The organism is Streptomyces sp. NBC_00872, from assembly GCF_045161915.1.
Classification (GTDB): Bacteria; Actinomycetota; Actinomycetes; order Streptomycetales; family Streptomycetaceae; genus Streptomyces.
In genome coordinates this window covers 8,222,533-8,247,603 of the sequence record NZ_CP108806.1, presented here as the reverse complement: position 1 = coordinate 8,247,603, position 25,071 = coordinate 8,222,533, and the positions used below count along the sequence as shown (strand labels likewise).

The 25,071-nt window shown below is 70.3% G+C and carries 22 protein-coding genes; 21 read left to right on the top strand and 1 reads right to left on the bottom strand.

Annotation, left to right across the window (positions count from 1 at the left end):
- The first annotated feature begins 267 nt into the window (after positions 1-267).
- The 11 genes from OG214_RS35245 (at position 268) to OG214_RS35195 (ending at position 12,392) form a co-directional block, all read left to right on the top strand.
- A complete protein-coding gene (locus tag OG214_RS35245; protein ID WP_405987053.1) occupies positions 268-927 on the top strand; it encodes a hypothetical protein in 660 nt (219 codons plus the stop codon).
- Between the two features lie 113 nt (positions 928-1,040).
- On the top strand, positions 1,041-1,622 hold the full coding sequence (locus OG214_RS35240) for a SigE family RNA polymerase sigma factor (protein ID WP_405987052.1): 582 nt from the start codon (positions 1,041-1,043) through the stop codon (positions 1,620-1,622).
- Positions 1,619-2,395, top strand: a complete 777-nt coding sequence (locus OG214_RS35235; protein WP_405987051.1) for a hypothetical protein — start codon at positions 1,619-1,621, stop codon at positions 2,393-2,395. The genes OG214_RS35240 and OG214_RS35235 overlap by 4 nt, the downstream gene beginning before the upstream one ends.
- Before the next feature lie 669 nt (positions 2,396-3,064).
- Positions 3,065-4,642 (top strand): ABC transporter substrate-binding protein, encoded by a 1,578-nt coding sequence (locus OG214_RS35230; RefSeq protein ID WP_405987050.1) that lies wholly within the window; start codon positions 3,065-3,067, stop codon positions 4,640-4,642.
- Positions 4,643-4,673: 31 nt separating this feature from the next.
- Positions 4,674-5,702: an ABC transporter permease gene (locus tag OG214_RS35225; RefSeq protein ID WP_363082361.1), complete on the top strand. Its 1,029-nt coding sequence runs from the start codon at positions 4,674-4,676 to the stop codon at positions 5,700-5,702.
- A 2-nt stretch (positions 5,703-5,704) separates the two neighbouring features.
- The gene (locus OG214_RS35220) at positions 5,705-6,592 is read left to right on the top strand and encodes an ABC transporter permease (protein ID WP_405987049.1); all 888 of its coding nucleotides are present in this window, start codon (positions 5,705-5,707) and stop codon (positions 6,590-6,592) included.
- On the top strand, positions 6,592-7,482 hold the full coding sequence (locus OG214_RS35215; RefSeq protein ID WP_405987048.1) for an ABC transporter ATP-binding protein: 891 nt from the start codon (positions 6,592-6,594) through the stop codon (positions 7,480-7,482). Before OG214_RS35220 ends, OG214_RS35215 begins: the two co-directional genes overlap by 1 nt.
- Positions 7,479-8,348: an ABC transporter ATP-binding protein gene (locus OG214_RS35210; RefSeq protein WP_405987047.1), complete on the top strand. Its 870-nt coding sequence runs from the start codon at positions 7,479-7,481 to the stop codon at positions 8,346-8,348. Before OG214_RS35215 ends, OG214_RS35210 begins: the two co-directional genes overlap by 4 nt.
- A gap of 110 nt (positions 8,349-8,458) precedes the next feature.
- The gene (locus OG214_RS35205; protein ID WP_405987046.1) at positions 8,459-9,799 is read left to right on the top strand and encodes an LLM class flavin-dependent oxidoreductase; all 1,341 of its coding nucleotides are present in this window, start codon (positions 8,459-8,461) and stop codon (positions 9,797-9,799) included.
- Positions 9,800-9,938: 139 nt separating this feature from the next.
- Positions 9,939-10,985: an LLM class flavin-dependent oxidoreductase gene (locus OG214_RS35200; RefSeq protein ID WP_405987045.1), complete on the top strand. Its 1,047-nt coding sequence runs from the start codon at positions 9,939-9,941 to the stop codon at positions 10,983-10,985.
- Between the two features lie 261 nt (positions 10,986-11,246).
- Complete coding sequence (locus OG214_RS35195; RefSeq protein ID WP_405987044.1) at positions 11,247-12,392, top strand: lactonase family protein; 1,146 nt, start codon at positions 11,247-11,249, stop codon at positions 12,390-12,392.
- A gap of 326 nt (positions 12,393-12,718) precedes the next feature.
- On the opposite strand, the gene OG214_RS35190 is transcribed toward OG214_RS35195, so the two are convergent.
- Positions 12,719-14,173: an MFS transporter gene (locus OG214_RS35190; protein ID WP_405987043.1), complete on the bottom strand. Its 1,455-nt coding sequence runs from the start codon at positions 14,171-14,173 to the stop codon at positions 12,719-12,721.
- Between the two features lie 188 nt (positions 14,174-14,361).
- Between OG214_RS35190 and OG214_RS35185 the strand changes: the two genes are divergently transcribed.
- The 10 genes from OG214_RS35185 to OG214_RS35140 all read left to right on the top strand — a co-directional run bounded on the left by OG214_RS35185 (position 14,362) and on the right by OG214_RS35140 (position 25,065).
- Positions 14,362-15,309 carry a helix-turn-helix transcriptional regulator gene (locus OG214_RS35185; protein ID WP_405987042.1) on the top strand — a complete coding sequence of 316 codons (948 nt, stop codon included), beginning with the start codon at positions 14,362-14,364 and terminating at the stop codon, positions 15,307-15,309.
- 315 nt (positions 15,310-15,624) lie between these two features.
- Entirely contained in the window at positions 15,625-16,023 is a 399-nt protein-coding gene (locus tag OG214_RS35180) for an AraC family transcriptional regulator (RefSeq protein ID WP_363085489.1), read from the top strand.
- Positions 16,024-16,126: 103 nt separating this feature from the next.
- Positions 16,127-16,537: a VOC family protein gene (locus tag OG214_RS35175; protein ID WP_405987041.1), complete on the top strand. Its 411-nt coding sequence runs from the start codon at positions 16,127-16,129 to the stop codon at positions 16,535-16,537.
- Positions 16,538-16,725: 188 nt separating this feature from the next.
- The gene (locus tag OG214_RS35170) at positions 16,726-16,995 is read left to right on the top strand and encodes a hypothetical protein (RefSeq protein WP_405987040.1); all 270 of its coding nucleotides are present in this window, start codon (positions 16,726-16,728) and stop codon (positions 16,993-16,995) included.
- 189 nt (positions 16,996-17,184) lie between these two features.
- The gene (locus OG214_RS35165; RefSeq protein ID WP_363083129.1) at positions 17,185-18,327 is read left to right on the top strand and encodes a PP2C family protein-serine/threonine phosphatase; all 1,143 of its coding nucleotides are present in this window, start codon (positions 17,185-17,187) and stop codon (positions 18,325-18,327) included.
- A 161-nt stretch (positions 18,328-18,488) separates the two neighbouring features.
- Positions 18,489-21,251 carry an ABC transporter substrate-binding protein gene (locus OG214_RS35160; RefSeq protein WP_405987039.1) on the top strand — a complete coding sequence of 921 codons (2,763 nt, stop codon included), beginning with the start codon at positions 18,489-18,491 and terminating at the stop codon, positions 21,249-21,251.
- Between the two features lie 157 nt (positions 21,252-21,408).
- On the top strand, positions 21,409-21,534 hold the full coding sequence (locus OG214_RS35155) for an azolemycin family RiPP peptide (protein WP_363083131.1): 126 nt from the start codon (positions 21,409-21,411) through the stop codon (positions 21,532-21,534).
- A 170-nt stretch (positions 21,535-21,704) separates the two neighbouring features.
- On the top strand, positions 21,705-23,636 hold the full coding sequence (locus OG214_RS35150; RefSeq protein WP_405987038.1) for a YcaO-like family protein: 1,932 nt from the start codon (positions 21,705-21,707) through the stop codon (positions 23,634-23,636).
- 63 nt (positions 23,637-23,699) lie between these two features.
- Positions 23,700-23,882, top strand: a complete 183-nt coding sequence (locus OG214_RS35145) for a hypothetical protein (protein ID WP_405987037.1) — start codon at positions 23,700-23,702, stop codon at positions 23,880-23,882.
- Between the two features lie 64 nt (positions 23,883-23,946).
- A complete protein-coding gene (locus OG214_RS35140) occupies positions 23,947-25,065 on the top strand; it encodes a SagB family peptide dehydrogenase (protein ID WP_405987036.1) in 1,119 nt (372 codons plus the stop codon).
- Positions 25,066-25,071 lie beyond the last annotated feature (6 nt).

Here is a 25,071-nt window from a genome sequence, read left to right as displayed (position 1 = left end):
ACGTCTGAAGTGAAGATGGCCGGGACCGAGTTGGGCGCGGATGCGCATTGAATACGGATTACGGCGACCGGCACCTCCGGTGAGGCGGAGAGGCGGAGAGGCGGAGAGGCGGAGAGGCGGAGAGGCGGAGAGGCGACGGTGCGGAAAGTCCGCCGGAAAAAGTTGGCGGCTGATGTCATCCGGCCCTGCGGCAACCGGAGTTTGAAGGAGTGGAGAGGCGCCCTCCCTACCGTTCGACCTCAAAGACGCACAAGGAGTTGTCCGTTCATGACACGGATCAAGAAGTATGTGGCCGCCGCCGCGGTCACGGCGACGGTGCTGAGTGTGCCGACAGGCGCCTACGCGTTGGCCTCGGGCGGGACATCCTCCGCGTCTTCGTCATCGGCGCCTTCGGTCTCCGTGCCGTCCGGCACGTCCGCCGTATCCGGCGCGGGTGTACGGGCCGCCGCGCAGGCGTCGTCGTCCATACGCGTCGTCGCTCCGGGCGAGCGGGTGAAGGCCGCGCCGGGCGTCCGGCTGTGGCTGACCAGGGAGGGCAAGTACTGGTCCACCCCGGACATGGACGAGCAGTTCCGCAGCGTCGTCGACGGAAACCTCGACCTGAGCACACCCGGTGTCTCCCGTCAGTCGGAATCCGCGGGCAACCTCTACTTCCACTCCGGCGTCTACTACGGCAGCCGCGCCGCGGCCCGTGTCGAGCTCACCACCCTGACCGGCAGGACCGTACGGGCCTCGATGGTGGAGCTGCCGGGCAAGCCCGGCTGGGGCGCCTGGTACACCACCACCGAACTGCCCCCCGTCACAACAGCGGTCCTCGGACCCGAAGGCGCGGGCACGGGCAGGGACGCGGGCGGACCGGTGGACTTCATCCGCAGCGTCACCCTGTACGACTCGGCGGGCAGGGTCCTGGCCTCCCTGCCCAGCTAAGGCGTGACCTAAGAGCTCGGGTGGGGGCCTTGGCCGCTCGGGGGAGCCCAGGCCCCCACCCGTACCGCCGCACCTCATCTCAACTTTCCGCTCGAACCGAGGGACCGCCGGTTGTGCCGTACACGAACGACGACTTCGCCGAGTACGCCGCCGCGGCCTGGCCCCGCCTCGTACGCGCCGCGCATCTGCTTACCGGCGACTTCCACGAGGCCGAGGATCTCGTGCAGACCACCCTCGTCAAGGTCTGTGCGCGCTGGCGGCGTATCCCCCGTGAGGAAGTCGAGTTCTATGTACGCCGGGCGCTGATCAACAACAACCTCAGCCGGGTGCGGAAACGGCGTGTCATCCATCTGCTGACGCCGTTGATGCCGGAGCGGGTGCACGGCCGGCACGCCGGGCACGCCGAGCACATCGAGGAGCGTGCCGCGCTCGCCCAGGCCCTGGCGGCGCTGTCGGCCCGGCAGCGTGCGGTCGTGGTGCTGCGCTACTGGGAGGATTTGAACGAACAGGAGATAGCCGAGGTGCTGAACTGCTCGGTCGGAACGGTCAAGACCCATGCCCGGCGCGCACTGGAGACCCTGCGCGCCCATCCCGTCATCGCCCGCTGGCTCCCCGTATCCGGAGCCGGAGCCGCCCCTGGCACGGGGACCGTCCCCGGCACGGGAGCCGGGACCGGAACCGGAGCCCGCCCATGAATCCCGCCTCCGGGACCGGACGAGAGCCGGACGACAGGTCCTCCCGCGCACACCACCGCGCGTACGAGGACGTACTGCGCGACAGCGTCGCCGAGGCCGCGAACGCCGTCACGCCCTCCCCCGTCCCACTGGCCGCGATCGAACGGGCCGGCCGCGCCCGGCGCCGGCGCGGCAACGCGGCCCTGGCGGTGGCCGGTTGCGGCCTGCTGCTGGGCCCGCTGGCCGTCGTCCTCGTACGCGGCACTCCGCCGCCCGACCCCGCCCCCGTACCCGCGCCGGTTCTCACCGCGCCGCCGACGCCCTCGCCCACCCCGGAGCCGGTCCGTGTGATCCGGCCGGGCCAGCGCGTGAAGGCCGCACCGGGGGCGGAGGTGTGGCTGACCAAGGACGGCAAGCACTGGTCCACTCCTGAACAGTCCGACCAGTTCCGCAGTGTGAGCGACGGCAATCTCGATCTGAACGCGCCGGGCATCTCCCATCAGGCGGAACCGGTGGGCGACCGCTACTTCCACTCCGGTATCTACTACGGGACGCGCGACGCGGGACGTGTCGAGATCACGACCCGGAACGGCAGGGTGGTGCGCGCCGAGCTGCTGGAGCTGGCGGGCAGCCCCGGCTGGGGCGTCTGGTACACCACCACCGAACTGCCCTCCGCCGGAACGGCCCTCGGGCCCGAAGGCGCGGACGCGGGCACGAGCACGGGCGCACCGGTCGACTTCATCCGCGCCATCACCGTGTACGACTCCGCGGGCGCGGTCGTCACGACGCTCTGACCGGCCTCGACACCCCTGGCGACAGCGCGGGCAGGCGGCACGGCCTGCCCGCGTACGGCAGGGGACCGGTGCGTCCGGCCGTCACACCCCCGCCTCTCGCGGGGCCCTGTCTCGCCGGGCCCTGATCCGCGGCCGGAGGCCGTCCCGCCCAATGAGACACCAATTGGTGTCCATTGACAGTCGCTGACGGCTGCCGCCAGGATGTGCAGCATGCTTACGACGCACCCCGGTGTGGTGTGCCGCTACGTGGATCTGCGGCGCACCTGCAGCGCCCTCTGTCGCTGACCACCAGCCGCCCACGGCCCGCCGTCGCCTGACCGCCCCCGGCGGCAGCGGCCGCCGCCCGCCACCCGGCTGATCCGCGCCCGACGCCCCGCGCCCCCGCCTCCGCGCCTCGTCGTCTCCTCTCCACCGCCTCCTGGTCCGCCCCCGCGAACCCGTCGACGCCCCATGCCCTGAGCGCCCCATGCCCTGAGCCTGGCGTGCCCGACGTGTGCACCGAGGCTCCTTCGGCATACCTGTCCACGTGCCGGGTGCCCGCCTACCGGGTGCCCACGTACAAGGTGCCCGCGTAGGGGGCGATCACCGCGTGGGTACGAGTGCGCCCTCGCGTCCGATCCTGCCGCCCTGACACATGTCGGGACCATCAAGGAAAGAAGAAAGAAAGAGATGTCCGGACGACCCACGCCCCGCCGCCGCCCCAGACTGGACCTCCGATCCGCCCGACGGACCGGCCGCCCGCGCCTCGCGGTCCTCGGAACCGCGCTCGTCGCCCTGCTCGTCCCCGCGCTCGGCGCCTGCGGCGGCGACGCCTCCTCCACGGGCGGCGGCGCCACCCTCAAGTGGACCTCGTCCTACTTCCCGACCCACTGGGACCCGGTGGTCGGGGGCAGCGGCGCCCAGTTCCGCGAACTCTCCCTGGTGTACGCCTCGTTGACACGTACCGACGAGACCGGCAAGGCCGTCCCCGACCTGGCCAAGAGCTGGGAGTACAACACCGAGGGCGACCGGATCACCTTCCATCTGCGCCCCGGTCTGAAGTTCAGCGACGGTGAGCCGGTCGACGGAGCCGCCGTCAAGGCCGCCATCGAGCGGGCCAAGAAGCAGCAGAACTCGGCGCTCTTCGGCGATCTGACGTCGATCGAGTCGGTGGACGCCGACGGTCTGGACGCGGTCATCCGTCTCAGCCAGGTCGACTACCAGATCCCGCAACTCCTCGGCCAGCGCGTCCTGCAGATCGCCAGCCCCAAGGCGGCGGCCTCCCCGGAGAAGCTCGACCAGAACCCGGTCGGCGCCGGGCCGTTCACCGTCACACAGCTCATACCGGGTACGAAGGTGGTCCTCAAGAAGAACCCGGACTACTGGGACGCGCGGAACATCCATATCGACAACGTCGAGCTGACCTCCGCCCCCGACGCCTCCACGGTGGTCTCCGGTCTCCAGACCGGCGTCTACAACTTCGCGGACATCGACCCCAGTCAGGCGGACGCCGCCAAGAAGGCCGGCCTGGACGTCTTCGTGCAGCCCGGCTTCAACGCGTCGAACATCAGCCTGAACATCAACAAGGCGCCGTTCGACAACCCCAAGGTCGTCGACGCCGTACGCCACGCGGTCAACCGCCAGGAGTTCGTCGACAAACTGACCTTCGGCTACGGCGAAGCCACCGACCAGCCGTTCCCGAAGGGCTATGTCGCCTACGACCCGGAGTCGGAGAACGACTACGCCTACGACCCGGCGAAGTCGAAGAGGCTTCTCGCCGAGGCGGGCCACCGGCCCGGCGACATCAAGCTCGACCTGGTCATCCCCTCGGAGGACCCCCAGGCCGAGATCGTCCAGTCGCAGTTGGCCAAGGTCGGTATCACCGTCCGCATCAAGATCGACAAGAACTGGGCCACCCCCTTCTTCGCCAAGGACCTGACGTTCTCGCTCTACGGCACCACGGGCCGTGACTCCGCGGCGCAGACCCTCACCGCCCACTTCGGCCCCGACGGTCCGCTGAACCTCAGCTCGCCCTACGAGCCGGCCGGTTTCGAGGCGGCCATCGCCCAGGTACGCCAGACCCCGCTGGACGATCCGGACTACGCGAAGGTCCTGCGAGCGGCGACCCGGGCCGGTCTCCGGAGCAAGGCGCTGGTCTTCACGTACTCCTCGCCGAACCTCATCGCCAAGAGCAAGTCGATCTCGAAGCTGCCCGGGAATCCCGCCCATATCGACTGGACCGGCGTGACCATCTCCGGCGGCAGCTGACCCACGCCCACCACAGAGAGGAGGCAACCTCATGACGACGACCGCGGTACAGGCCCCGCCTGCCCGCCGTCGCGGGGTCGCGGTGGCCAGGGCGCGGCACATGCTGGGCCGCGTCCTGGTCACCCTCGCCCGGTCGATCGCGATCTTCGTGCCGGTCTTCCTGGTCGCGACGTTCGTGACGTTCGCGCTGCGGTCGCTGAGCGGGCTCAGTCCGGCGCGGATCCAACTGGGCGAGGAGGCGACTCCCGAGGCGATCGCACGGATCGAGGCCCAATGGGGTCTCGACAGGCCCTTCCTGGTCCAGTACTGGGACTGGTTCAGCGATGTCCTGCACGGCCGGCTCGGCGCGAGCTGGACCAACGGCGCCGACATCTCCACACTCATCGGCCTCGGCCTGGGTGTGAGTCTCTCGGTCGCGACCTTCGCACTGATCATCGGAGTGGTCGCCGGCTTCGTCCTCGGCACGGTGGCGGCGCTGCGGCGCACCACCTGGATCGACCGCGCGATCACGGGCTTCGTCACCGTGATCTCCGTGATGCCCGCGTTCGTCGTCGGTATCGTCCTGGTCGCCGTCCTCGCCGTCGGACTCCATCTCTTCCCCGCCGCCGGATACGTCCCGGCGCGGCAGGGGTTCGGTCCATGGCTCGCGCACATCACGCTCCCGGCCGTCGCGCTGAGCTTCGACGTCGTCGCCGACGTCGCCCGCCAACTGCGCACGAGTCTCATCGGCGCGTACCGCGAGAACTATGTGACGGGCGCGATCGTACGGGGACTGAGCCCACGGCGGATCTTCTTCGGTCATGTCCTGCGCAACGGCCTCGGACCGGCGCTCGCCACACTCGGCCTGAAGTTCCCCTCGCTGGTGGGCGCTTCCGTCGTAACGGAATGGATCTTCGGCCTCCAGGGCTTCGGCAGATTCGCCAACGACTCCGCCCAGGCCGGTGACGTACCCGCCGTACAGGGCGTGCTCGTGGTGTCGATCGTCCTGGTCGTCGTCTTCAACCTGATCGTCAACCTGGTGCTGGCCCGTGTGACGCCGGCGTCCCAGAGGGGGGTATGACCATGGTCCGCCGTATCCTCGCGCTCACCTCGGGCCGGATCGCCGTCGCGATTCTCGCCGTGATCGCCCTGCTCGCGGTCTTCGGCCCGCTGCTCGCCCCGCAGAATCCGCTCGCCACCGGCGACAACACCCTCGCGGCCGCGTCCGGCGCCCACTGGCTGGGCACGGACCATCTGGGCCGTGATGTGCTGAGCCGTCTCCTCGACGGGTCCCGTGTCAGCGTGCTCGGCTCGCTCGAAGTGACGCTGATGGCACTGGTCGTGGGCGCGATTCCCGGCATCCTGTCGGTCTATCTGGGCCGCGCCTTCGAGTGGCTCACCCTCCGTCTGGCCGACACACTGGTCGCCCTGCCCTTCCTGCTGTTCGCCGTCGCCGTGATCGCGCTGCTCGGCAACGGCATCACCCAGGCCATGCTCGTCACCGGCGCGCTGGTCTCGCCGCTCTTCTACCGGGTGGCCCGCGCCGCCACGCTCGCCGTGGCCCGTTCGCCGTACGTGGAAGCCTCACTCATCGCCGGCGCCTCCATCGGCTGGATCGTAAGGCGTCATGTCTGGATCAAGGTGCTCCCGCCGATCGCGGTCGCGCTCGCCCAGACCATCGGCGTCGGCTTCATCATCGTCTCCAGCCTGACGTTCCTCGGTATCGGCGTCGAACCCCCCGCGCCCACCTGGGGCGGACTGCTCGCCTCGGACCTGGGCTACCTCAGCCACCGGCCATGGGCGCCGCTGGCCCCCGCCCTGCTGATCATGGTCACCGTCTGGGCAAGCAATCTGCTCGCCGACGCGATCCGGGACGTCTCCGGCGAGGCGGGCCGCGCGCTGGTCAACAACCGCAAGATTCGCGCAGACCGTCCCGGCAAGGCCGGTCCCGTTCCCACCGGAGGCGTGTGATGACGACGCTGTCCAAGAACACCGCCCCCGGGGAGACACGGGGCGCCATACCCGACGCCACCGCCGGTCCGACCGCCCCACCGGTGCTCTCCGTCCGCGACGTACGCATCCTCGACCGGGCCGGCGACCGTGAGATCGTCCATGGAGTGAGTTTCGAGCTCACGCCCGGCAAGGTCGTCGGTATCGTCGGCGAGTCCGGCAGCGGCAAGACCCTCACCTGCCGCGCCACACTGGGCATTCTGCCCGCGCACTTCGCGATCAGCGGCGGCTCGATCGAGATCGACGGCACCGATATCTCGACCCTGACGCGGCCTCAGTGGACGGCTCTGCGCGGCGCCGTGATCAGCGCCGTCTTCCAGGATCCGGCGTCGTACCTCAACCCCTCGATCCGCGTCGGCCCGCAGATCACCGAGGTCATCCGGAGCAAGAAGGGAGTGAAACGGCGCGAAGCACGCCGCCGCGCCCTCGAACTGCTGCGGGCTGTGCGCCTGCGTGACCCGGAACTGGTCTACGGCCAGTACACCTACGAGCTTTCTGGAGGCATGCTCCAGCGCGTCCTGATCGCGGCGGCGATCGCCGCCGACCCCCGGATCCTCATCGCCGACGAAGCCACGACGGCGCTCGACGTCACCGTCCAGGCCGAGATCCTCGATCTGCTCGCCGACCTGCGCGAGCGTATCGGTCTTGCCCTTGTCGTCGTCTCCCACGACCTGGCCGTCGTCGCCCAGCTGTGCGACGAGGTCCTCGTGATGCGGGAGGGCGACGTCGTGGAGCAGGGCCCGACACACGCGGTGCTCCACGACCCGCGGCACGAGTACACCCGGCTGCTCATCGCCGAACACGAGAGTTACGGCCTGGAGAAGTTCCTCACGCTGAAGGAGGCGCCGTGACCACCGGCCCGTCCGACGAGAAGTCCGCCGGCAGCGGGGAGCCCCCGGACCCGGTCCTCAGGGTCACCGGCCTCGACGTCCACTACGGCCCGCGCCGCCGGCGCCGCCGCGCCCTGCGCGGAGTCTCACTGAGCGTCGCGCCCGGCGAGACCGTCGGCGTCATCGGCGAGACAGGATCGGGCAAGTCCACCTTCGCCCGCGCCGCACTCGGTCTGGTACGCGCCTCGGCGGGCTCGATCGTCATCGGCGGCGAGGACGTGAGCGCCTACGGAAACCGTCAGTGGCGCGGACTGCGCCGACGCGGTGTGATCCAGTACGTCTTCCAGGACCCGCTGCGCAGCCTCGACCCCGACCTCACCATCGAGGACTCCCTGACCGATCCACTGCTCGTCCAGGGCGTGCCGCGTGAGGAAGCGGCCCGGCGGGTCCGCTCGTTCCTCGCCCGCGTCCGCCTTCCCGAGGAGCTTCTCGACCGGCTGCCCGGGGAACTGTCCGGCGGGCAGCGCCAGCGGGCCGCGGTGGCGCGGGCGCTGGTCACCGAACCGCGGCTCGTCATCCTCGACGAGCCGGTCAGCGCCCTGGACTCCGCCAACCGGGTCCAGGTCCTGGAGATCCTCAAGGACCTCCGTGCCACCGGGGTGGCCCTCGTCTTCATCTCCCACGACCTCGGGTCCGTCGCCGGGATCGCCGACCGTATCGCCGTGCTGTACCAGGGCGAGCTCGTCGAGGTCGGCGCCGCCGGAGACATCATCAACCGGCCCCAGCACCTCTACACACGCCTGCTCGTCAGTTCCGCGCCCACACTGCACAGCGCCCCGGCCACCCGGGCCGAGCGCGAAGCGCTGCGCGCGCTGCTGCACACCTGAGCCCACCTGCGCCCACCGCGGAAGCCACAGAGCAACACAGAGCGACACAGAGCAACACACGCCACAGAAGCTCGCTACAGAAGCTACAGAAGCCACCGAGAGGGAGAGCCATGTCCCGCACGATCCACCTCGCGCTCCATCCGTACGGCGTCGGCGGCCCCGGCCAGCACGGCCTCTGGAGAGACCCGCGCGTCGCGAAGAACGCCAGCATCGACATCAACTACTACATCCGGCAGGCCCAAGCCGCCGAACACGCGCTCTTCGACGCCCTCTTCATCGTCGACAGCCAGTTCATCAACGCCACCTACCCGGCGCACTATCTCAACCGGCTGGAGCCGCTCACCCTGCTCTCCGCGGTCGCCACCCACACCCGCCACATCGGCCTGGTCGGCACGGCCAGCTCGACATACAACTCGCCGTTCAACCTCGCCCGCCGGTTCGCCTCACTCGACCACATCAGCGGTGGCCGCGCCGGCTGGAACGTCGTGACCAGCTTCGACACCGGCACCTCCAGGAACTTCGGGCTCGACGAACACCTCGACTACACCACCCGCTACGGCCGCGCCCTGGAGTTCGTCCAGGTCGCCCGCGGTCTGTGGGACTCCTACGAGGACGACGCGTTCCCCGCCGACGTGGCCCGCGATGTCTTCCTCGACCCGGCCAAGCTGCATGAACTCAACCATGCCGGCGAGCACTTCAAGATAGCCGGGCCGCTCAACCTCTCCCGCTCGCCCCAGGGCCAGCCGGTGATCTTCCAGGCCGGGGTCTCCGAGGAGGGACGCGATCTCGCGGCGCGGGTCGCCGAGGGCATCTACGCGCCGGGCGGCTCCCTGGAGCAGGCGCGGGAGTACTACGCGGACATCAAGCGGCGCACCGCCGCCTACGGCCGCGACCCGGAACACATCAAGATCTTCATCCACGGCGGCCCGGTCGTCGCCGCCACCGACGAGGCCGCCGGGCGCCGCGAGCGGGAGATCTTCGAGGAGGACAACGACTTCGACCGCAATCTCGCCCTCCTCGGCCGCTCCTTCGGCGCGTACGACTTCAGCCCGCACGACCTGGACGCGCCGTTCCCGGACGTCGCCCATCTCGCCGAGAAGGGCGGCCGGACAGGGGCGGCCAAGATCATCGAGCGGGCCAGGGCGGAGAACCTGACGCTGCGTCAGGTCGCCGAGTCGGTCAACCAGTTCCGGCGCTCGCCCTTCGTCGGCGCACCGGAGACCGTCGCCGACACCATCGAGCGGTGGTTCGACGCCGGCACCTTCGACGGCATCAACCTCGCCTTCCGCACCGACGACGACCTCGGCCTCTTCGTCGACGGCGTCGTCCCGATCCTGCAGAAGCGCGGACTGTTCCGCACCGAGTACGCGGGCGACACCCTGCGCGCCAACCTCGGCCTGCCCGTACCGGCCAACCGTCACACACCTGGGTCCCAGCTCGTCAACGACTGAGCCCCGTGCCAGGACCGGACCGCCGGTGGCGGGCGGACGCGGTCCCCGGCCTTGCGCCGGGCGCCGCCCGCCACGAGCCCGCGACGACGGAACATCCGCCACGACACCGGCGTGGCTCCACCCGAAAGGCAGTCATCCCATGACCACCGAGACACCGCTGACCACCGAGACACCGCGCTTCAGACTCGGCTTCCTCACACATGTCCAGGGCCGCGGCGACGACGTGGCCCGGACCTACCGCGATGCCCAGGAACTCTTCGTGGCCGCCGACGAACTCGGCTTCGATGTCGGCTGGGTCGCCCAGCACCATGTCCCCCTCGGCGGTGGCGGCCTCTCCTCACCGTGGACGTTCCTCGCCCACGCCGCCGCGAAGACCACCCGGATCCGGCTCGGCACCGCCATCACGATCCTCCCTCTGGAGGATCCGGTCCGCCTCGCCGAGGACGTCGCGGCCGTCGACGCGCTCAGCGGCGGACGCGTCGAGATCGGCGTGGGCAGCGGCTCCAGCGATGTGGAGTACGCCGCGTTCGGCAAGGACATCGCCCGCAAACGGGAGCTGACCAGCGAGAATCTGGAGGTGCTGCGCCAGGCCCTGGCCAATGAGGAAGTACGCGCGCCAGGCTTCCGTATCCAGCCGGCCGCCGCCGACTTCACCGACCGTATCTGGCAGGGCGTCTTCAGCGGACAGGGTGCGCGGTACGCCGCGGCCGGCGGCTCGAACCTGCTGCTCAACCGTGCCGCGTACGGCTTCGACGCCCCGACCGACGAGGTGCAGCGCCCCTGGGCGGACGCTTTCCTCGCCACCTGGGACCAGCCGCGCCGTCCGCGGGTGGGGCTGTCCCGGTTCGTGTTCCCGGCGAAGGACAAGGAGACGGCACTGCGGGAGATCGGCGACGACGTCCACCGGGCGGCGCTCCGTTTCGCGGAGAACGGCGCCTTTCCCAGGGGCCTGGACAGGGATGAGGCGCTGCGCCGCTTCCACTCGTTCTACGGTCCGCCCGAGGAGATCGTCGCGGCGCTCGGGCAGGAGAAGGTCCTGCCTGTCGCGACCGATCTGATCACCCAGTTCAACCCCGCCGTACCCGGCCATGACGCCGCGATCCGTGCCCTTGAGCTGATCGCGACCGAGGTGGCACCCGCCCTGGGCTGGAAGCCGGCGGCCGAGTCCGGACCCGCGGGAGTGTGAGACGACCGACCGCACCGACCGCCACAGCCTTGAGGACAGCACCGCTCGGTGGCGGCCGGGATCGTCACCTTCTCGGGGTCTGTCCGCGTCGGGTGCGTGCCGCCGTCCGATGCCATACCGCTCACTCCCCCGGGGGAACGGTCCCGGTCGGTCCACGGCTCCGGGACCCGCTCGCACGATCATGACGACGGACCCTGCCCTCGGCCGGACAGGCCCGGCAGGCGTCCGTCACGCGAACCCGCCTCAGCCCGAAGGGGAACGATGCAGCGCGCAAGCATGTTCGTCCGGACCACCAGGATCGCCGCCGCGGTGACCGCTCTCGTCGCCGCGTGCGCGATTCCCGCGTCCGCCGAATCGCCCCGGCCGGCCGGAGAACACCAGGGCCCCGTCTTCGTCCAGACCGACAGCACCAGCGGCAACAAGATCGTCGCCTATCACCGTGCCGCCAACGGCACCCTCCACAAGCGAGCCGTCTACGCCACCAACGGCAAGGGCGGGGTCCTCGGCGGCTCCGTCGTCGACCATCTCGCGTCCCAGGGATCCCTCACCTACGACCGTCGCCACAAACTGCTGTACGCCGTCAACGCGGGCAGCAACTCGATCACCGCGTTCGCCGTCGACGGTGAGCGGCTCCACCGCCGGCAGGTCATCTCCTCCGGCGGTACCTTCCCTGTCAGCGTCACAGTGCACAAGGACCGGGTGTATGTCCTCAACGCACGCGACGGAGGCTCCGTCCAGGGCTACCGGCTCACCGAGAAGGGTCTCCACCGCATCCCGGCGTGGCACCGCGCCCTGCGTCTGAACACCTCCACCGCGCCGGAGTTCCTCCACACTCCGGGCCAGGTCACCTTCACCCCCGACGGGTCGCGGCTCGTCGTGAGCACCAAGATGGGCGGCAACAGCATCGCCGTCTTCCCCCTCGACAGCTCCGGCACCCCCTCCGCCCGGCCCGTCGTCAGCAGCAAGGCCGGCTCGACGCCCTTCGGTCTGACCTTCGACCGGAAGGGCCGCCTCGTGGTCGCGGACGCGGGTCCCAACGCCGTTCTGACGTTCCGTATCGAGAACGACAGTGACGTCACACTGCTCGACGACGTTCTCACCGGCCAGCAGGCCAGCTGCTGGGTCACCCGCGCCGGAAACCGCTTCTACGTCTCCAACGCGGGCAGCAACACCGTCTCCGGCTTCCGGCAGACCCGTGGAGCGCGCCTCGCTCCGCTCGGCAACACCCCCACCGGTACGGGCACCGTCGACAGCGCCGTCACACCCGACAACCACTACCTGTACGTCCAGACAGGCGGCGTCGGGGCCGTCGACGGCTTCCGTATCAACGACAACGGCTCCCTCACCAAGATCAGCACCACCCCCGTGCCCAACGCCGTCGGCGGCGAAGGCATCGTCGTCCTCTAGGCCCTGTCCGACCTGGGACGTGCCGCGACACCCCACCGCCGGACAGAACGCGGGCGGCCCCTCACTCACCGAGGTGCCGCCCGCGGTCCGGGCGTCGGACTTCCGCAAGCCGGTGGAACCGTCGGGTGGCGCGGGAAAGACGCCGGAATGGGCCCATGCCCACTCTCCAGGGCTACTTGAGCAGACCGAGGCAGGCGGCGGCCACGTAGCCGCTCCGCTGCGGCTTCGAGGAGATCGCAAAGCCGAGCCACAGAACGGCCGGAACCCAGCCTGCCAAAGCTCGTAGCGCGACGCCTTGACCGTTGGTGCACTTCCTTGACGATCCGTCAACTGCCGTCCCGCTGCTTGCCCTTCGTCTCCTTCCCGGTACGCAGGAACAGCGCGGCCATGATCACTCCGGCCAGCACGATGAGCGCGTTGACCAGCACGGCGACACTCACACCGTCGAGGATCACCTCGGGGTCGGCGGACCCGCCGACCCGCGCGGTGACGATGGCGCTCATGATCGGTGTGCCCATGGTGATACCGACCTGCTGGCTCATGGTGGCCATACCGGTCGCCATGCCCTGCTCCGCGTCGGGCAGACCCGAGGTGGCGGTCACCATGAATCCGACGATGACGAGCATGTTCCCCACACCGCCGACGAAGGTCGCGGTCAGCAACAGCCACATCGAGCCCCGGCCGTCACCGAGGCCGACCAGCGCCACCGTCGCCACCGCCTGCACCAGGCCGCCCGTCACCAGCGCCGGGGTGGTGCCGATCCCGCCGATCACCCGGGCCGCGGTGACACCGCCGACGACGGTGCCCAAACCCAGTACACCGAAGGACAGACCGGCCGCGAGCGGTGAGAACCCGAGCACCTTCTGAAGGTAGAGGGTCATCAGGAAGACGAGGGACGTCTCGGTGACGAAGGCGAGCAGACCCGCCAGGTTTCCGAAGATCACCGAACGCCGCCGGAGGATACGTACCGGAACGAGCGGCCGGGGCACCCCCTTCTCCACGAAGTAGAAGACCACCAGCAGCAGCACGCCCAGGATCAGCCCGGCCAGGGCCTTCGGGGCGCCGAATCCGTGCTCGCCCGCCATGGTCAGCCCGTACACCAGGGAGAGCAGACCGACGGTCACGGCCAGCGCGCCCGGCAGATCGAGCCGTGTCCGGTCCTCGCCCCGGCTCTCGGAGATCACGGCCGGCGCGACGATCAGCACGGCCAGCGCGACGGGCACATTGATCAGGAACGACCAGCGCCAGCTCAGCAGATCGGTGAGTACGCCGCCGAGCACCGCGCCGGTGGTGAACCCGGCGGACATCAGCGCGCCGTTGAGGCCGAGCGCCCTGGACCGCAGCGGGCCCTCGGGGAACGACGAGGTCAGCAGCGAGAGACCGGCCGGGGTCACCGCGGCGGTCGCCAGCCCCTGTGCGACACGGGCGATCAGCAGGGTCTCGGGGCTGACGGCGAGCCCACCGAGCAGTGAGGCGGCGCCCAGGACCGCGAGCCCGATCAGAAAGAGCCGGCGCCGGCCGACCAGGTCGGCGATCCGGCCGAAGAGCAGGGTGAATCCGGCGGCGGCGAGGGCGAACGAGGTGGCGATCCACTGGAGGTTCCCCAGCGAGAAGCCCAGGCCCTTGCCTATCACGGGCAGCGCGACGTTCAGGATCGAGAAGTCCACGGCGAGCATGAACTGCGCGACCAGCAGTACCACCAGGACGAGCTTCAGCCGGCCGGTGAGCCGCTCGGGGGGTGCTGAAGGCCGCTGCGCTGACACATCGTCGAGTGTCGACATCGTCGGGTTCCCTCTCGTCCTTGACCAGGCATGACCATCACGCCGACCGAGAGTCTGCGGTGACGTCGATGAGGCAACCAGCCACGCGCGCCGCGTACGCAAGCGATGCGTGTGACCGCTGGTCCTACCACTCGCAGGGTGTGGATGGGCCCCGGTCCGGGCGGAGGACCGCGGCCATACTGGTCCGCATGGATACTCCCGCGGAGCTTGGTGAATTCCTGCGCACACGGCGCGCACGGCTGAAGCCCGAGGACGTCGGACTGGTCTCGTACGGGGCCCAGCGGCGTGTGCCGGGCCTCCGGCGCGAGGAGCTGGCACAGCTCGCCGGGGTGAGCCCGGCGTACTACGCGCGGCTGGAGCAGGGCCAGAGCGGCAACGCCTCCGAGGGGGTGCTCGACGCGCTCGCCCGCGCGCTCCGGCTGAGCGACGACGAACACACCCATCTGCGGAACCTCGCCCGTCCCGGCCGCGCCAAGCGCCGTCCGCCGGAGCGGGCGGTCTGCGTCCGGCCCGGTACGAAGCAGCTCATCGACGCCATGGGCGGCGTTCCCGCGATCGTGCTGGACCGGCGCAGCGATGTCCTCGCCTGGAATCCCCTGGGCCACGGCCTGGTCGGGGACCATCTCGACTTCACCGCTCCCGACCGGCCGACCGAGCGTCCCAATCTTCAGCGGCTGCTCTTCCTCGACCCGCACACCCGCGAGCTGTATCCGCGCTGGGAGGAGGAGGCCAAGCGCGCCGTGTCCTCGCTGCGGCTGATGGCCGGCCGCTGTCCCGACGACCGCCGGCTGGCCGAACTGGTCGGCGAACTGCTCATGAAGAGCCCGGAGTTCGCCGCGCTGTGGCAGCGCCATCCGGTACGCAACTGTGTGTCCGGGGTGAAGTCCTTCCACCATCCGCTGGTGGGGCCGATGGAACTCTCCTTCGAGACGCTGCGCATGCCGGACGAGTCCGGCCAGTGGACGCTGATGTACAGCGCGCAGCGTGGTTCCCCGGCCGAGGCCGGTCTGAGTCTGCTGCGGACACTCGTCGAAGCGCACCCGGTCACCGCCCCCGCCGACGACCGACCGGGACGCTCCGCCGGCGGGCCGGGACACTCCGGCCGGGGCGCCGACTCCGTCAAGGACCCGGCTTAAGGTCCTGTCCGGCGGATCTTCGTGGATCCCGAGCGCGGCGGGAAGAGATTCAGACGGTGCCGAACCGGCGGCCGGACCGGCACAGGAAGGCTCCCTCCTCCTGGACGACCAGCTCTGCTTCGCCCTCTACGCGGCCTCGCGGGCGGTCACCGCGCGCTACCGGCCCGTACTGGAGGAACTGGGGCTGACCTCGCCCTGCGGCTCACCGAGCCGGGAGCACGGCTCCGGGAACGGGCGGGTGCCGTACCCCTCGCCATCGGTGACGCCATGGGCCTGACCCCCGAGCAGGACGCCAGACCGTGGTGTGATGGCCTCGTGAGCCGTGCCGCAGAAGAGACGAACCGCCGGATGCTCCGGGTACGGGATGCGATGGACCGCGCCTACGCGCAGCCGCTGGACATCCCGGCCCTGGCCCGGATCGCCCATGTGTCCCAGGCACACTTCACCCGCACCTTCCGGGCCACATTCGGCGAGACACCGCACCGCTATCTGCAGCGCCGCCGTGTCGAGCGTGCGATGTTCCTGCTGCGGGAGACCGATCGCAGTGTGACGGACATCTGCTTCGAAGTCGGCTTCGGCAGCCCGGGAACCTTCAGCCGCACGTTCCACGACATCGTCGGCCGGTCGCCGAGGGAGTACCGCAAGGAAAGGAGAACGGCGGCCACGGGCGTACCGACCTGCTTCACCATGGCCTGGATGCGGCCGAGCTCGTGACCGTCCGCACACTGTGCGTACGGTCCGCACACCGCGCGTACCGTCCGTCATCCGAGCAGTTTCGGATAAGTTTTCGCCCGGCTTGCCCGGTAGCGTGACACACATGTTCAACGCGATCACACACTCACAGATATACGTCCTCGACCAGGACGAGGCCCTCGATTTCTACGTGGGCAAGCTCGGCCTGGAGGTCAACTCCGATGTCGACCTGGGCTTCATGCGCTGGCTGACCGTCCATGTCCCCGGCCATCCGGAGCGGCAGATCCTGCTGGAGAGGCCGGGAGCTCCGGCGCTGTCCGAGGAGACGGCACAGCAGGTCCGCGAGCTGCTGACCAAGGGCGCCACGGGCGGCTCGCTCATCTTCAGCACGGACGACTGCCGCAAGACGTACGACACACTGCTGGGCCGGGGCGTCGAGTTCACCGAGGAACCCACCGAGCGTCCGTACGGAATCGACTGCGCCCTCCGCGACCCCTTCGGCAACAGCATCCGTTTCACCCAGCTGAAGCCCTGAGGACCGGTCCGGCCGGTCCGGGCGGTCCGCCCGGACGGGGCCGGTCCGGGCAGTCCGGTCCCGTCCGGCCGCGTCCGGCCCGAGCAGTCCCGCGGCGCGGCGCGCCCGTATGACCTTTGCCCTCGTACGGGTGAAGCCGCTCCCCGATCGCCGTCGCGGCGGGGCCGATCACCGGTATCTGTCGGGCCATGCTGAAAACCCTCGCGCGGGCCATGACGGCCGTCGCCCTCATCGCCCTGCCGCTCACCGCCACGACCCCGGCCCATGCCACGGTCGAGCAGTGTTCCCAGTACCTCCAGAACATGGGGTACACCCATCCGCTCCTGAGCCTCCAGTGCCAGCTGGGGGAAGGCGACTACACCTACGCCTACCGGGACTGCGTGGACGGTCTGATCGCACGTAACGTCCAGCGGGCCCACGCCAACGAGGCGTGCCGCCTCGCGCACCTGCGCCCCTGAGCCGGCGCCGGGACCGGTCGGGACCGTACACGTAATCCGACGGTGTTCGACCGGTTCCGTCCGGTGACGGGTCACAGAGACCGAGGCAGCTCGGCCTTGACTATTCGGTCCCCTCAACGAAAAGTGGCTAGTGCTTCGAGATGAGGGGAATGTCCCATTTCTGCAATCAGTGTGCTCAGTCAGGTGACCGTGACCGCCCCGAAGCGGCTCTCCCAGCGGATGCGGGACCAGGGCCGTCCGTTCGAGACGGCGCTCCTCACGCCTCTGCTGGTGGTCGTCGTGGTCTCGGTGGCGGCGGCCCTCACGCCCCATCTGCAGTTCAACCGGCTGCTCGGGGTGGCACCGGCGCTGGCCGCCGCCATGTTCCCGGTGGCCGGCACGCTGGGTGTCGGGGTGCTGGCCCTGACGGCCGACACGGCCCTCGGTCTTGTCGTGGAGCACGACCTGAACCGAACACCCGGTTACTTCACACTGCTCGCGATCGCGACCATCACCTTGGCCGCCGCCTACGCCAGCCGCGTACGGCAGAACCGGGAGCGCACCCTCGCCCAGGTCTGCGCCGTGGCGGAGACCGCGCAGCGGGTACTGCTGCGCCCGCTGCCGAATCATCTCGGGCAGGTCGACATCGAGGTGCTCTACCGGGCCGCCGCCGCGCACGCCCGTATCGGCGGTGACTTCTACGAGGCGCTGCAGACCCCGTACGGGGTACGGCTGATCATCGGCGATGTGCGCGGCAAGGGGCTGCCGGCCGTCGAGGCCGCCTCCGTCGTCCTCAGCTCGTTCCGGGTGTTCGTCAAGGACAGCCCCGACCTGCCGTCCCTGGCGGGCCGGCTGGAGAGCAGTATCAACGGGTACTGCGAGGCCGTCCCCAGCGAGGACGTGCTGGAGCGTTTCGTCACGATCGTGCTGGTCGAGATTCCTACCGAGGAGCCCGTCGCACGGCTGGTCAACTGCGGGCACCCGCCACCGCTGCTGCTGCACAACGGCGATGTGCGCGAGGTGGAACCCAGCGCGCCGTCGGCACCCATCAACATGGCCGCCCTGCTCGGCGATCACTACCGCGTGGACACGATTCCCTTCGCCGCCGGCGACAGTCTGCTGCTCTACACCGACGGTGTCAGCGAGACCCGTGATCATGCCGGGACCTTCTATCCCCTCGCCCAGCGCGTCCGGCCCTGGGCCTTCGCCGCGCCCCGCCAGTTCCTGGACCTCCTTGAGCAGGACATTCTCACGTATGTCTCGGGCACCCGCGACGACGATCTCGCGGCCCTCGTGGCCCACCGCGCCGCCCTGGGCAGTACCGGTTGGACCCCGCCCAGCGCGGTGCGGTGAATGGACGCGGACCCTGCGCCGCCCACGGACGCAGGCCCGCCCGCCCCACGCCGCCCCGGGGCGGTCCGTCGCCCGCGCGCCGATGGGCCGACTCCACGTTTCTGTACGAGAGTCAACGGGAACAATTGGTGATTCTCAGGGGGAACAAGGGGGAGCTGGTCATGACTTCGGGGGATCCGCAAAGCCGCATTCCGGCTTATCCGGGCGTCGAGCGTTTTATCGACGCGTTCGACAAACTGGTGGTGCAGCCGCGGCGCAGCCGCAGCAGGGTGCCGGTCGTCCTGCTCAACGAGCCGGACGGCGGCGATGCGGGACGCCGGATCGTCACAGGGCTCCGGTCACGGATGCGCGGGCGCAGCGAGGTCCTCGCCCCGCACGCGTACATCCCGCGGCTCCCCGACGGCACCGACCCGCCGCCGCTGGAACTCTTCGAGCATCTGACCCATCAGCTCGCCGAGACCATGCCGCCCGGCACCGGTGAATTGCGCCTGCACAGCTACCGGTTGCTGCGCTCCGTCGTCACCGCGCCCGCCATCGAGGGGCTCATGGAGCGCCGCCACGCCGAGTTGCGCAACCACTGCTACGCGGAGCACCGCAACTGGTCCCGTACCGCTCAGACCCTGTGGTGGCTCGGCGGCCGCGACCAGGCGAGCGGCGGCACGCTGCTGGAGCTGCTGTGGAACTTCATCGCGGGGCCGCTCTTCCAGCGGCTGCCGCGCGCCCTCTTCGGCTGGCGCGCCAACCGCCGCATGCTCGGGCGGGCCCGTAGCCGCAGCTGGTACGCGGAGTGGGTGCGCCGCCAGCACGGCAGCCCGCCCACCGACTTCTTCCGCTCCGCGCTCGACCTCGTACACGGCGAACCCGCCAGTGAACCGGAGCGTATGGACCGGGTGCTCATGCACGCCCTGCTCGCCGACCTCGACCAGGCGTGCCGGCCCCGTCTCCTCAACCCCTGGCGGCGGCGTCGCACCTCCCGCTTCGTGCTTCTCTTCGACGACGCCGGGCCGGCCGACTCGCGCGTCCAGCGCTTCCTGCGCGAACTCCGTTCCGCCGTGGAGGACTTGCGCTGCACCTCGGTGTTCGCGGTGGCGGGCGGTGTACGGTCGCTGGCCTCGCGCATCCCGGACATCGACGCGTCGGGCCTCGCCCACGCCGGCGCCGAGCTGATCAACATCGAGCGGCGCGGAATGACACCGGGCCAGCCGACCGGCATCGTCGTACCGGTGGCCGAGGGAGCCGAGGACGACCAGGCGGCGGTGTACTGGCTCGGCCGCTGGCCCACGCTGGTGACGCCGTCGCCGCGCTGGGGCCCCGGCACCGAGGTGGCCGGGGTGTTCGGTATCGGGGTGCTCGCGCTCGCACTCGCCGTCGGCCTCTTCCTCGCACCGAACATCGGGAGCGCCGAAGAGGACGACCCCTGCCAGGGCTCCACCTTCCTCGGTACGGACGGGCAGTGTGTCGGTGTCGCCGAAGGCGCGGCCGGCTTCGGCGACGAGCCCAGTGAGCGGGCCTTACGGGCCGTGCTCCAGCAGATCGAACGGCAGAACGAGGAAGTCGACAGTAAGCTCGCGGGCCGGCACCAGGACGACCCGCGCCCCGGCCGCCGCACCGTCGTCTACTTCGGCCCGCTCAGCGGAGGCGAGGACGCCGAGGACCCGGTGCGCGGCGGCACATTGGCGGAGCTGCGCGGCATCGCGCTGGCACAGCGGCACATCAACACCCAGGCGCTGCGTTCCGGCGAGCGCGTACCGCTGCGGGTGCTCGCCGCCAACGCGGGTGACCGCTTCAAGGACGCGTCCGCCGTCGCCGACCGGATCGCGGAACTCGCCGCCGGCGATCCGTCGATCGCGGGTGTCGTGGGTTTCGGGCAGAGCCGCCGGAATACGTATGGCGCGATACGCACCCTCGACGAAGCGGGCATCCCGATGGTCGGCACCTCGGGCACCGCCGATGAACTCCTGCGTCAGGGCGAGCACTACTACCAGACCGCCCCCACCGACACGCGGGCCGCCGAACTGATGGCGGTCTTCGCCTCGAACGCCGGGATGACCACGGGCGGGCGGAAGGCGCTCCGGGTGAGTCTCGTCGCCGACACCACCGACGCCTACAGCAACAGCCTCGCCGCGTCCTTCCTCTCGTCGTACGGGCAGGAGCGCACCGACGTACTCCTCTACACCCCCGCCGACGCACCGGAACCCGGACCGGTGGAGGGTGCGCTCGGCGGGCGGCCGGTGCCGACCGTGGAGGACCTGGCCCGCGAGGTCTGCCGCGCGGTGAACGAGGAGCCGCGGACGGCGGTGGTGTGGTCGGCGCGGGCCAGCCAGTTCCAGCTCTTCCTGGCCGAGATCGCGCGTATCTCCGGCGACTGCCCGAAGATCAGTGTGCTCGGCGGCGACGACGTCACCAACACGCTGACCGAAGAGCCGCGCCCCTGGGACGACTTCAAGGGCCTCACCCTCTACTACGTCTCGCACGGCTACGCCCCCGACCTGGCGGCGCGGAGTCCGGAGGCCGCGGCTTTCCTCACCGCGTACGACCGGGTGTACGGCGCCGATCACAGCGCCGGCACGGAGGCCATGCGCGAGGACGCTCATGTCGCGCTCGCCTGGGACGCGTTGCGCTATCTCGCCGAGGGCATCGACCAGTCCTGGCGGACCACCGGCGGACATGACGACCGCCTCGACCGCGGACTGCTGCAAGGGGTGCTCTACCAGGGCCTGGGCGGCGGGGGTTTCGACGGGGCCACCGGCCGTATGGACGCGCACGGCGCGGCGGGCGGGGGACGGCTGACGGAGGACAAGCTGCTCGCGGTGCTGCGGGGCGGCGGCGACGGGACGACGACCGAGCTGCTGTGCGGCACGGTGGTGCGCGGAGACGAACGGACGAGGTGGGGACCGAAAGGAAAGGAACACCCCTGCCGGTAATACAATTACACGCTGGCGATTCGCAGCAAACTCTCCGGCTTTCCCTTGACGGTTTATTCGAACGTGCCATGCAATGAAGAAAGCGCCATCGAGGCTCTGCCGAGCCATAACGGCAGCGCTATTCAGGAGTGCCGTTCCGAGAAAGGAAACAACCGTCATGTTCGAAAACGATGAACTCTTCGAAGAAATGTCGATCCCCGAGACCGAGGCGGCTTTCGCCGGGCACAGCTGCTTCAGCGCTGTGTCGGATGTGACGGAGCGGGAGACCGAGCCGGCGGAGTAGCGCGCCAGGTGTCTTCCTGTCTCGTCGTCCTGTCTCGTCACAGGCAGGGAGGCACCTTCTTACTCCCGACCACCGACCGACCTGCTCCCGACCCCCGACCAGTCTCCAGAAGGCGGACAGCATTGGAATCGAGCCCGGACCCGTCGGCCACCCCCCGCTCCGCTGCCCTCATGCCCCGGCGTGATGTACGGCTCGTCAGCCGCGACGATCACCTCTATATCTGCGCGAGTACGGGGACCCTCCGCGTCCCGGCCGGAATGCCCGTCCCGCGTGGTGGCGAGCACGGCCTCCTCTCGCTCGACGCCGTACCGGATCGCGTCGTCGAGGGAATGCGTCACCGCGGCCTTGTCCACCCCGGCGACGGACGGCGCTCCCATCCGCTCTACGGACGGGAGCAGGAGCGCGGCGACCTCACGGTCGTCCTGGCCGCCGACGGGCTGCTTTCGGCCGAGACCGCCACGCATCTGAGCCGGGCCGGAGTCAGGGTGGTGGTCGCCGGGCGGAGCGCGGACGCCGACGCCGTACCCCTGAATGCCGATGCCCTCCCCCTGCCCCTGCCCCTGGGCGCCGACGGCGTACTGCCACCGCCGGGCGCCGACGCCGTACTCCTGCCGCTCGGTCTGGCAGAGTCCGAACTCCAGCGCTGGACCCGGTTCTCCCTCGCCGGCGGCACACCGCTGGTGACGTATCTGAGCACGCCGACCCGTCTGCTCCTCGCCACCCTCACCCCGCCCCGTACCGCCTGCCCCGTCTGTCTCGTACGGCGCATCCGCGCCAACCACACCTGGCAGGCGGTCGCCGACCTGCCGTTCGATGTGCTGCTGGGCGCGGCGGAGAGCGAGGCATGGCCCACCACCGCCATCGCCGCGGGGATCCTCGCTCACGAGTTGCTGACGACCCTCACCACGCGGCCGCGCACCGGTCCCCCGGTCCTGACCGACATCGACCACGATTCGCTGGAGCGTACGCGCCATGCGCTGTTCCACACCCCGAACTGCCCGGCGTGCGCCCAGGCCGTTGTCCCGCCGATGCGGCCCGAGGCGAACGCCGTTGACGCACAGGCCAGTTGGGAGCTCATGCGCGGCGCGGTCGATCCGCTGACCGGGCTCGTGCCGGAGCTGCGCGTGGACGGGAGCGACGGCCGGCGGGGCAGCACCACCTATGCGCGCACCGCCGGGGTGACCACCACGACCTGGTTCTCCCCGGTGAAGGCGGAGGCGCGCGGCGGCGCCGTCAAGAGCGACCCGACCGGGGCCCGGGTCTGCGCCGTCGGCGAGACCATGGAGCGCTACGCCGCGGGTGTCTACGATCCGGAGCAGCTCATCCGCGCCACCTTCGCCGCGCTCGGCGACGAGGCCGTCGACCCGCGTACGCTCCCTCTCGGTTCGGCCAAGGAGTACACCGAGCGGCCGCGGTACGGGCCCTTCGACCCGGACGTGGAGATCGACTGGGTCCTGGGCCGCTCCCTGACCACCGGCAGGACGCGGTATGTACCTGCCTGCGCGGTCTATCTGCCGTACCGCTTCCCGCGAGGCCACAAGCCCTGGTTCGACCCCATCTCCACGGGCCTGGCCGCCGGCGGCACATACCACCACGCCGTGCTCGGCGGTCTGCTGGAGATCGTCGAGCGTGACTCGGCCATCGTCTTCTGGGAGAACCGCCTCACTCTGCCCAGCCTGGATCTCGCGCGGCTCGCGGACGGCCCGGCCCGCCGGATCATCGACCGGGTCACGGCGGACGGCGCCACGGTCATCTGCAAGGACCTGACCACCGACCTGGGTATCCCGGCCGTGGCCGTCCGTTTCGCCGAAGGCACCCCCGACCGGCCCGTGGTCGTCCACACCGCCCGCGCCGACCTCGACCCGCACGCGGCACTCCTCGGAGCGCTGGAAGAAGCGTGTCTGTGCCGGACAGGCGCCGGCATCTGGCTCGCGGAGGAGGAGATTCCCGGCCCCGACGCCGTCCTGAGCAGCCTCAGCGAGTTCTCCCTCTACTACTGCTCCCCCGACCGCCAACACCATCTGGCCTTCTGGGACGAGGGCCCGCTGCACCCGGTCCCACCCGCCAGACCCACCGGCGGACTCCGGGCCGATGTGGACTAGGCGGTCCGCAGGCTGGCCGGCCGTGGGTACGAGACCATCACGGTCGACATCACGCCGGTCGATGTGGCCGAGTGCGGCGTATCGGTGGTCAGAACGGTGGTGCCCGGCCTGTGCCCGCTCACCCTGCGCAGCGACTTCCACCGACGCGGCGGCCCCCGTGTCTTCACGGCCCCGGTCGCCATGGGCGTACGCGAGAGGAGCCTCACCGAGGACGAGCTGAACCCGTTCCCGCTGCCGTTCCTGTGACGGCGCCCGGTCCATGGCCTGTGCGACGGAAGACACCCGATCAGCGAGAGAGAGGGGTGGACGCATGGACAACCAGCACCGCTACCGACGCAACCCCGACATTCTGCTGGAGTGGGGAGAGGGCGCGGGACCCGTCCTGGTCGACTGCCGTCGATGGCGGAAGTTCTCCGTCAAACCCGTGCTCGTCGGGCTGCTCCACCAGCTCGACCGCCCGCTGACGGCGGAAGAACTCCACGAACGCTGGCAGGAATCCGGCCGTGCCGAGGAGGCGCGCGACCTTCTGGACCGGCTTGCCTCGGCCGGGATCGTCCAGCGGTGCGCACCGGCCGAAGGCACCGCCGAGGGTGGTGACGACTGCGGTGACGACAGCACTGGAACAGGAGTCGCCTCCGGCGGCGACGGCTGGACGCCCTATGAACTCGCCGTACACGCACAGGCCGGGAGGGGGCCCGTCCCGTATGCCCGGCGCGGCGCCCCGCCACCCGCGCGCCTCAGCCACCCCGAAGCCACCGAGGTCATCGCGCTTCCCGACGGCCGCGACACCCCGAGCCGCCCACTGGCCGAGGTGCTCGCCGAGCGCCGCAGCGTCCGCACTTTCGCCCCCTCCCCGGTGCCGCTCCCGCTCATCGGCGCGTTCCTCGACCGGACCGCTCGGGTGCGCGGCTACCTCCCGCCGCGCGCGTACGAACAGACCCACCGCTCAGCTCCCTCCGGCGGGGGACGCCACAGTCTGGAGGTGTATCTGCTGGCGCGCGAGGTGGAAGGGCTGGCGGGCGGGGCCTATCACTACGATCCGTTCACCCACACACTGCACCGGCTCTCCGCGTGGACCGATGAACTCGCCGTCCTGCAACGGCGGACCGTCGTCGACGCCGCCGCCATGGCCGAGGCGCCGCCCGCCGGGATCTATCTGGCGTCCTGCGCCGGCCGAACCACCTGGAAGTACGAAGGGATGTCGCTGAGTCTCGTCTATCGCGACACCGGCTGTCTGATGCAGACCATGTGTCTGACCGCGACCGATCTGGGTCTGGCGTCCTGTCTGACCGGTGCGATGGAGACGCCGTTGACGGCCCCGTTCCTGGGCCCGCACCGGGACCGGCTGATCCATGTGGGCAACGTGGCCCTCGGCCTGCCCACGGTCCCCTCAGCCGCCCCCGCCCTGGAGCCGCTGACCGGGTATTGAGCTTGT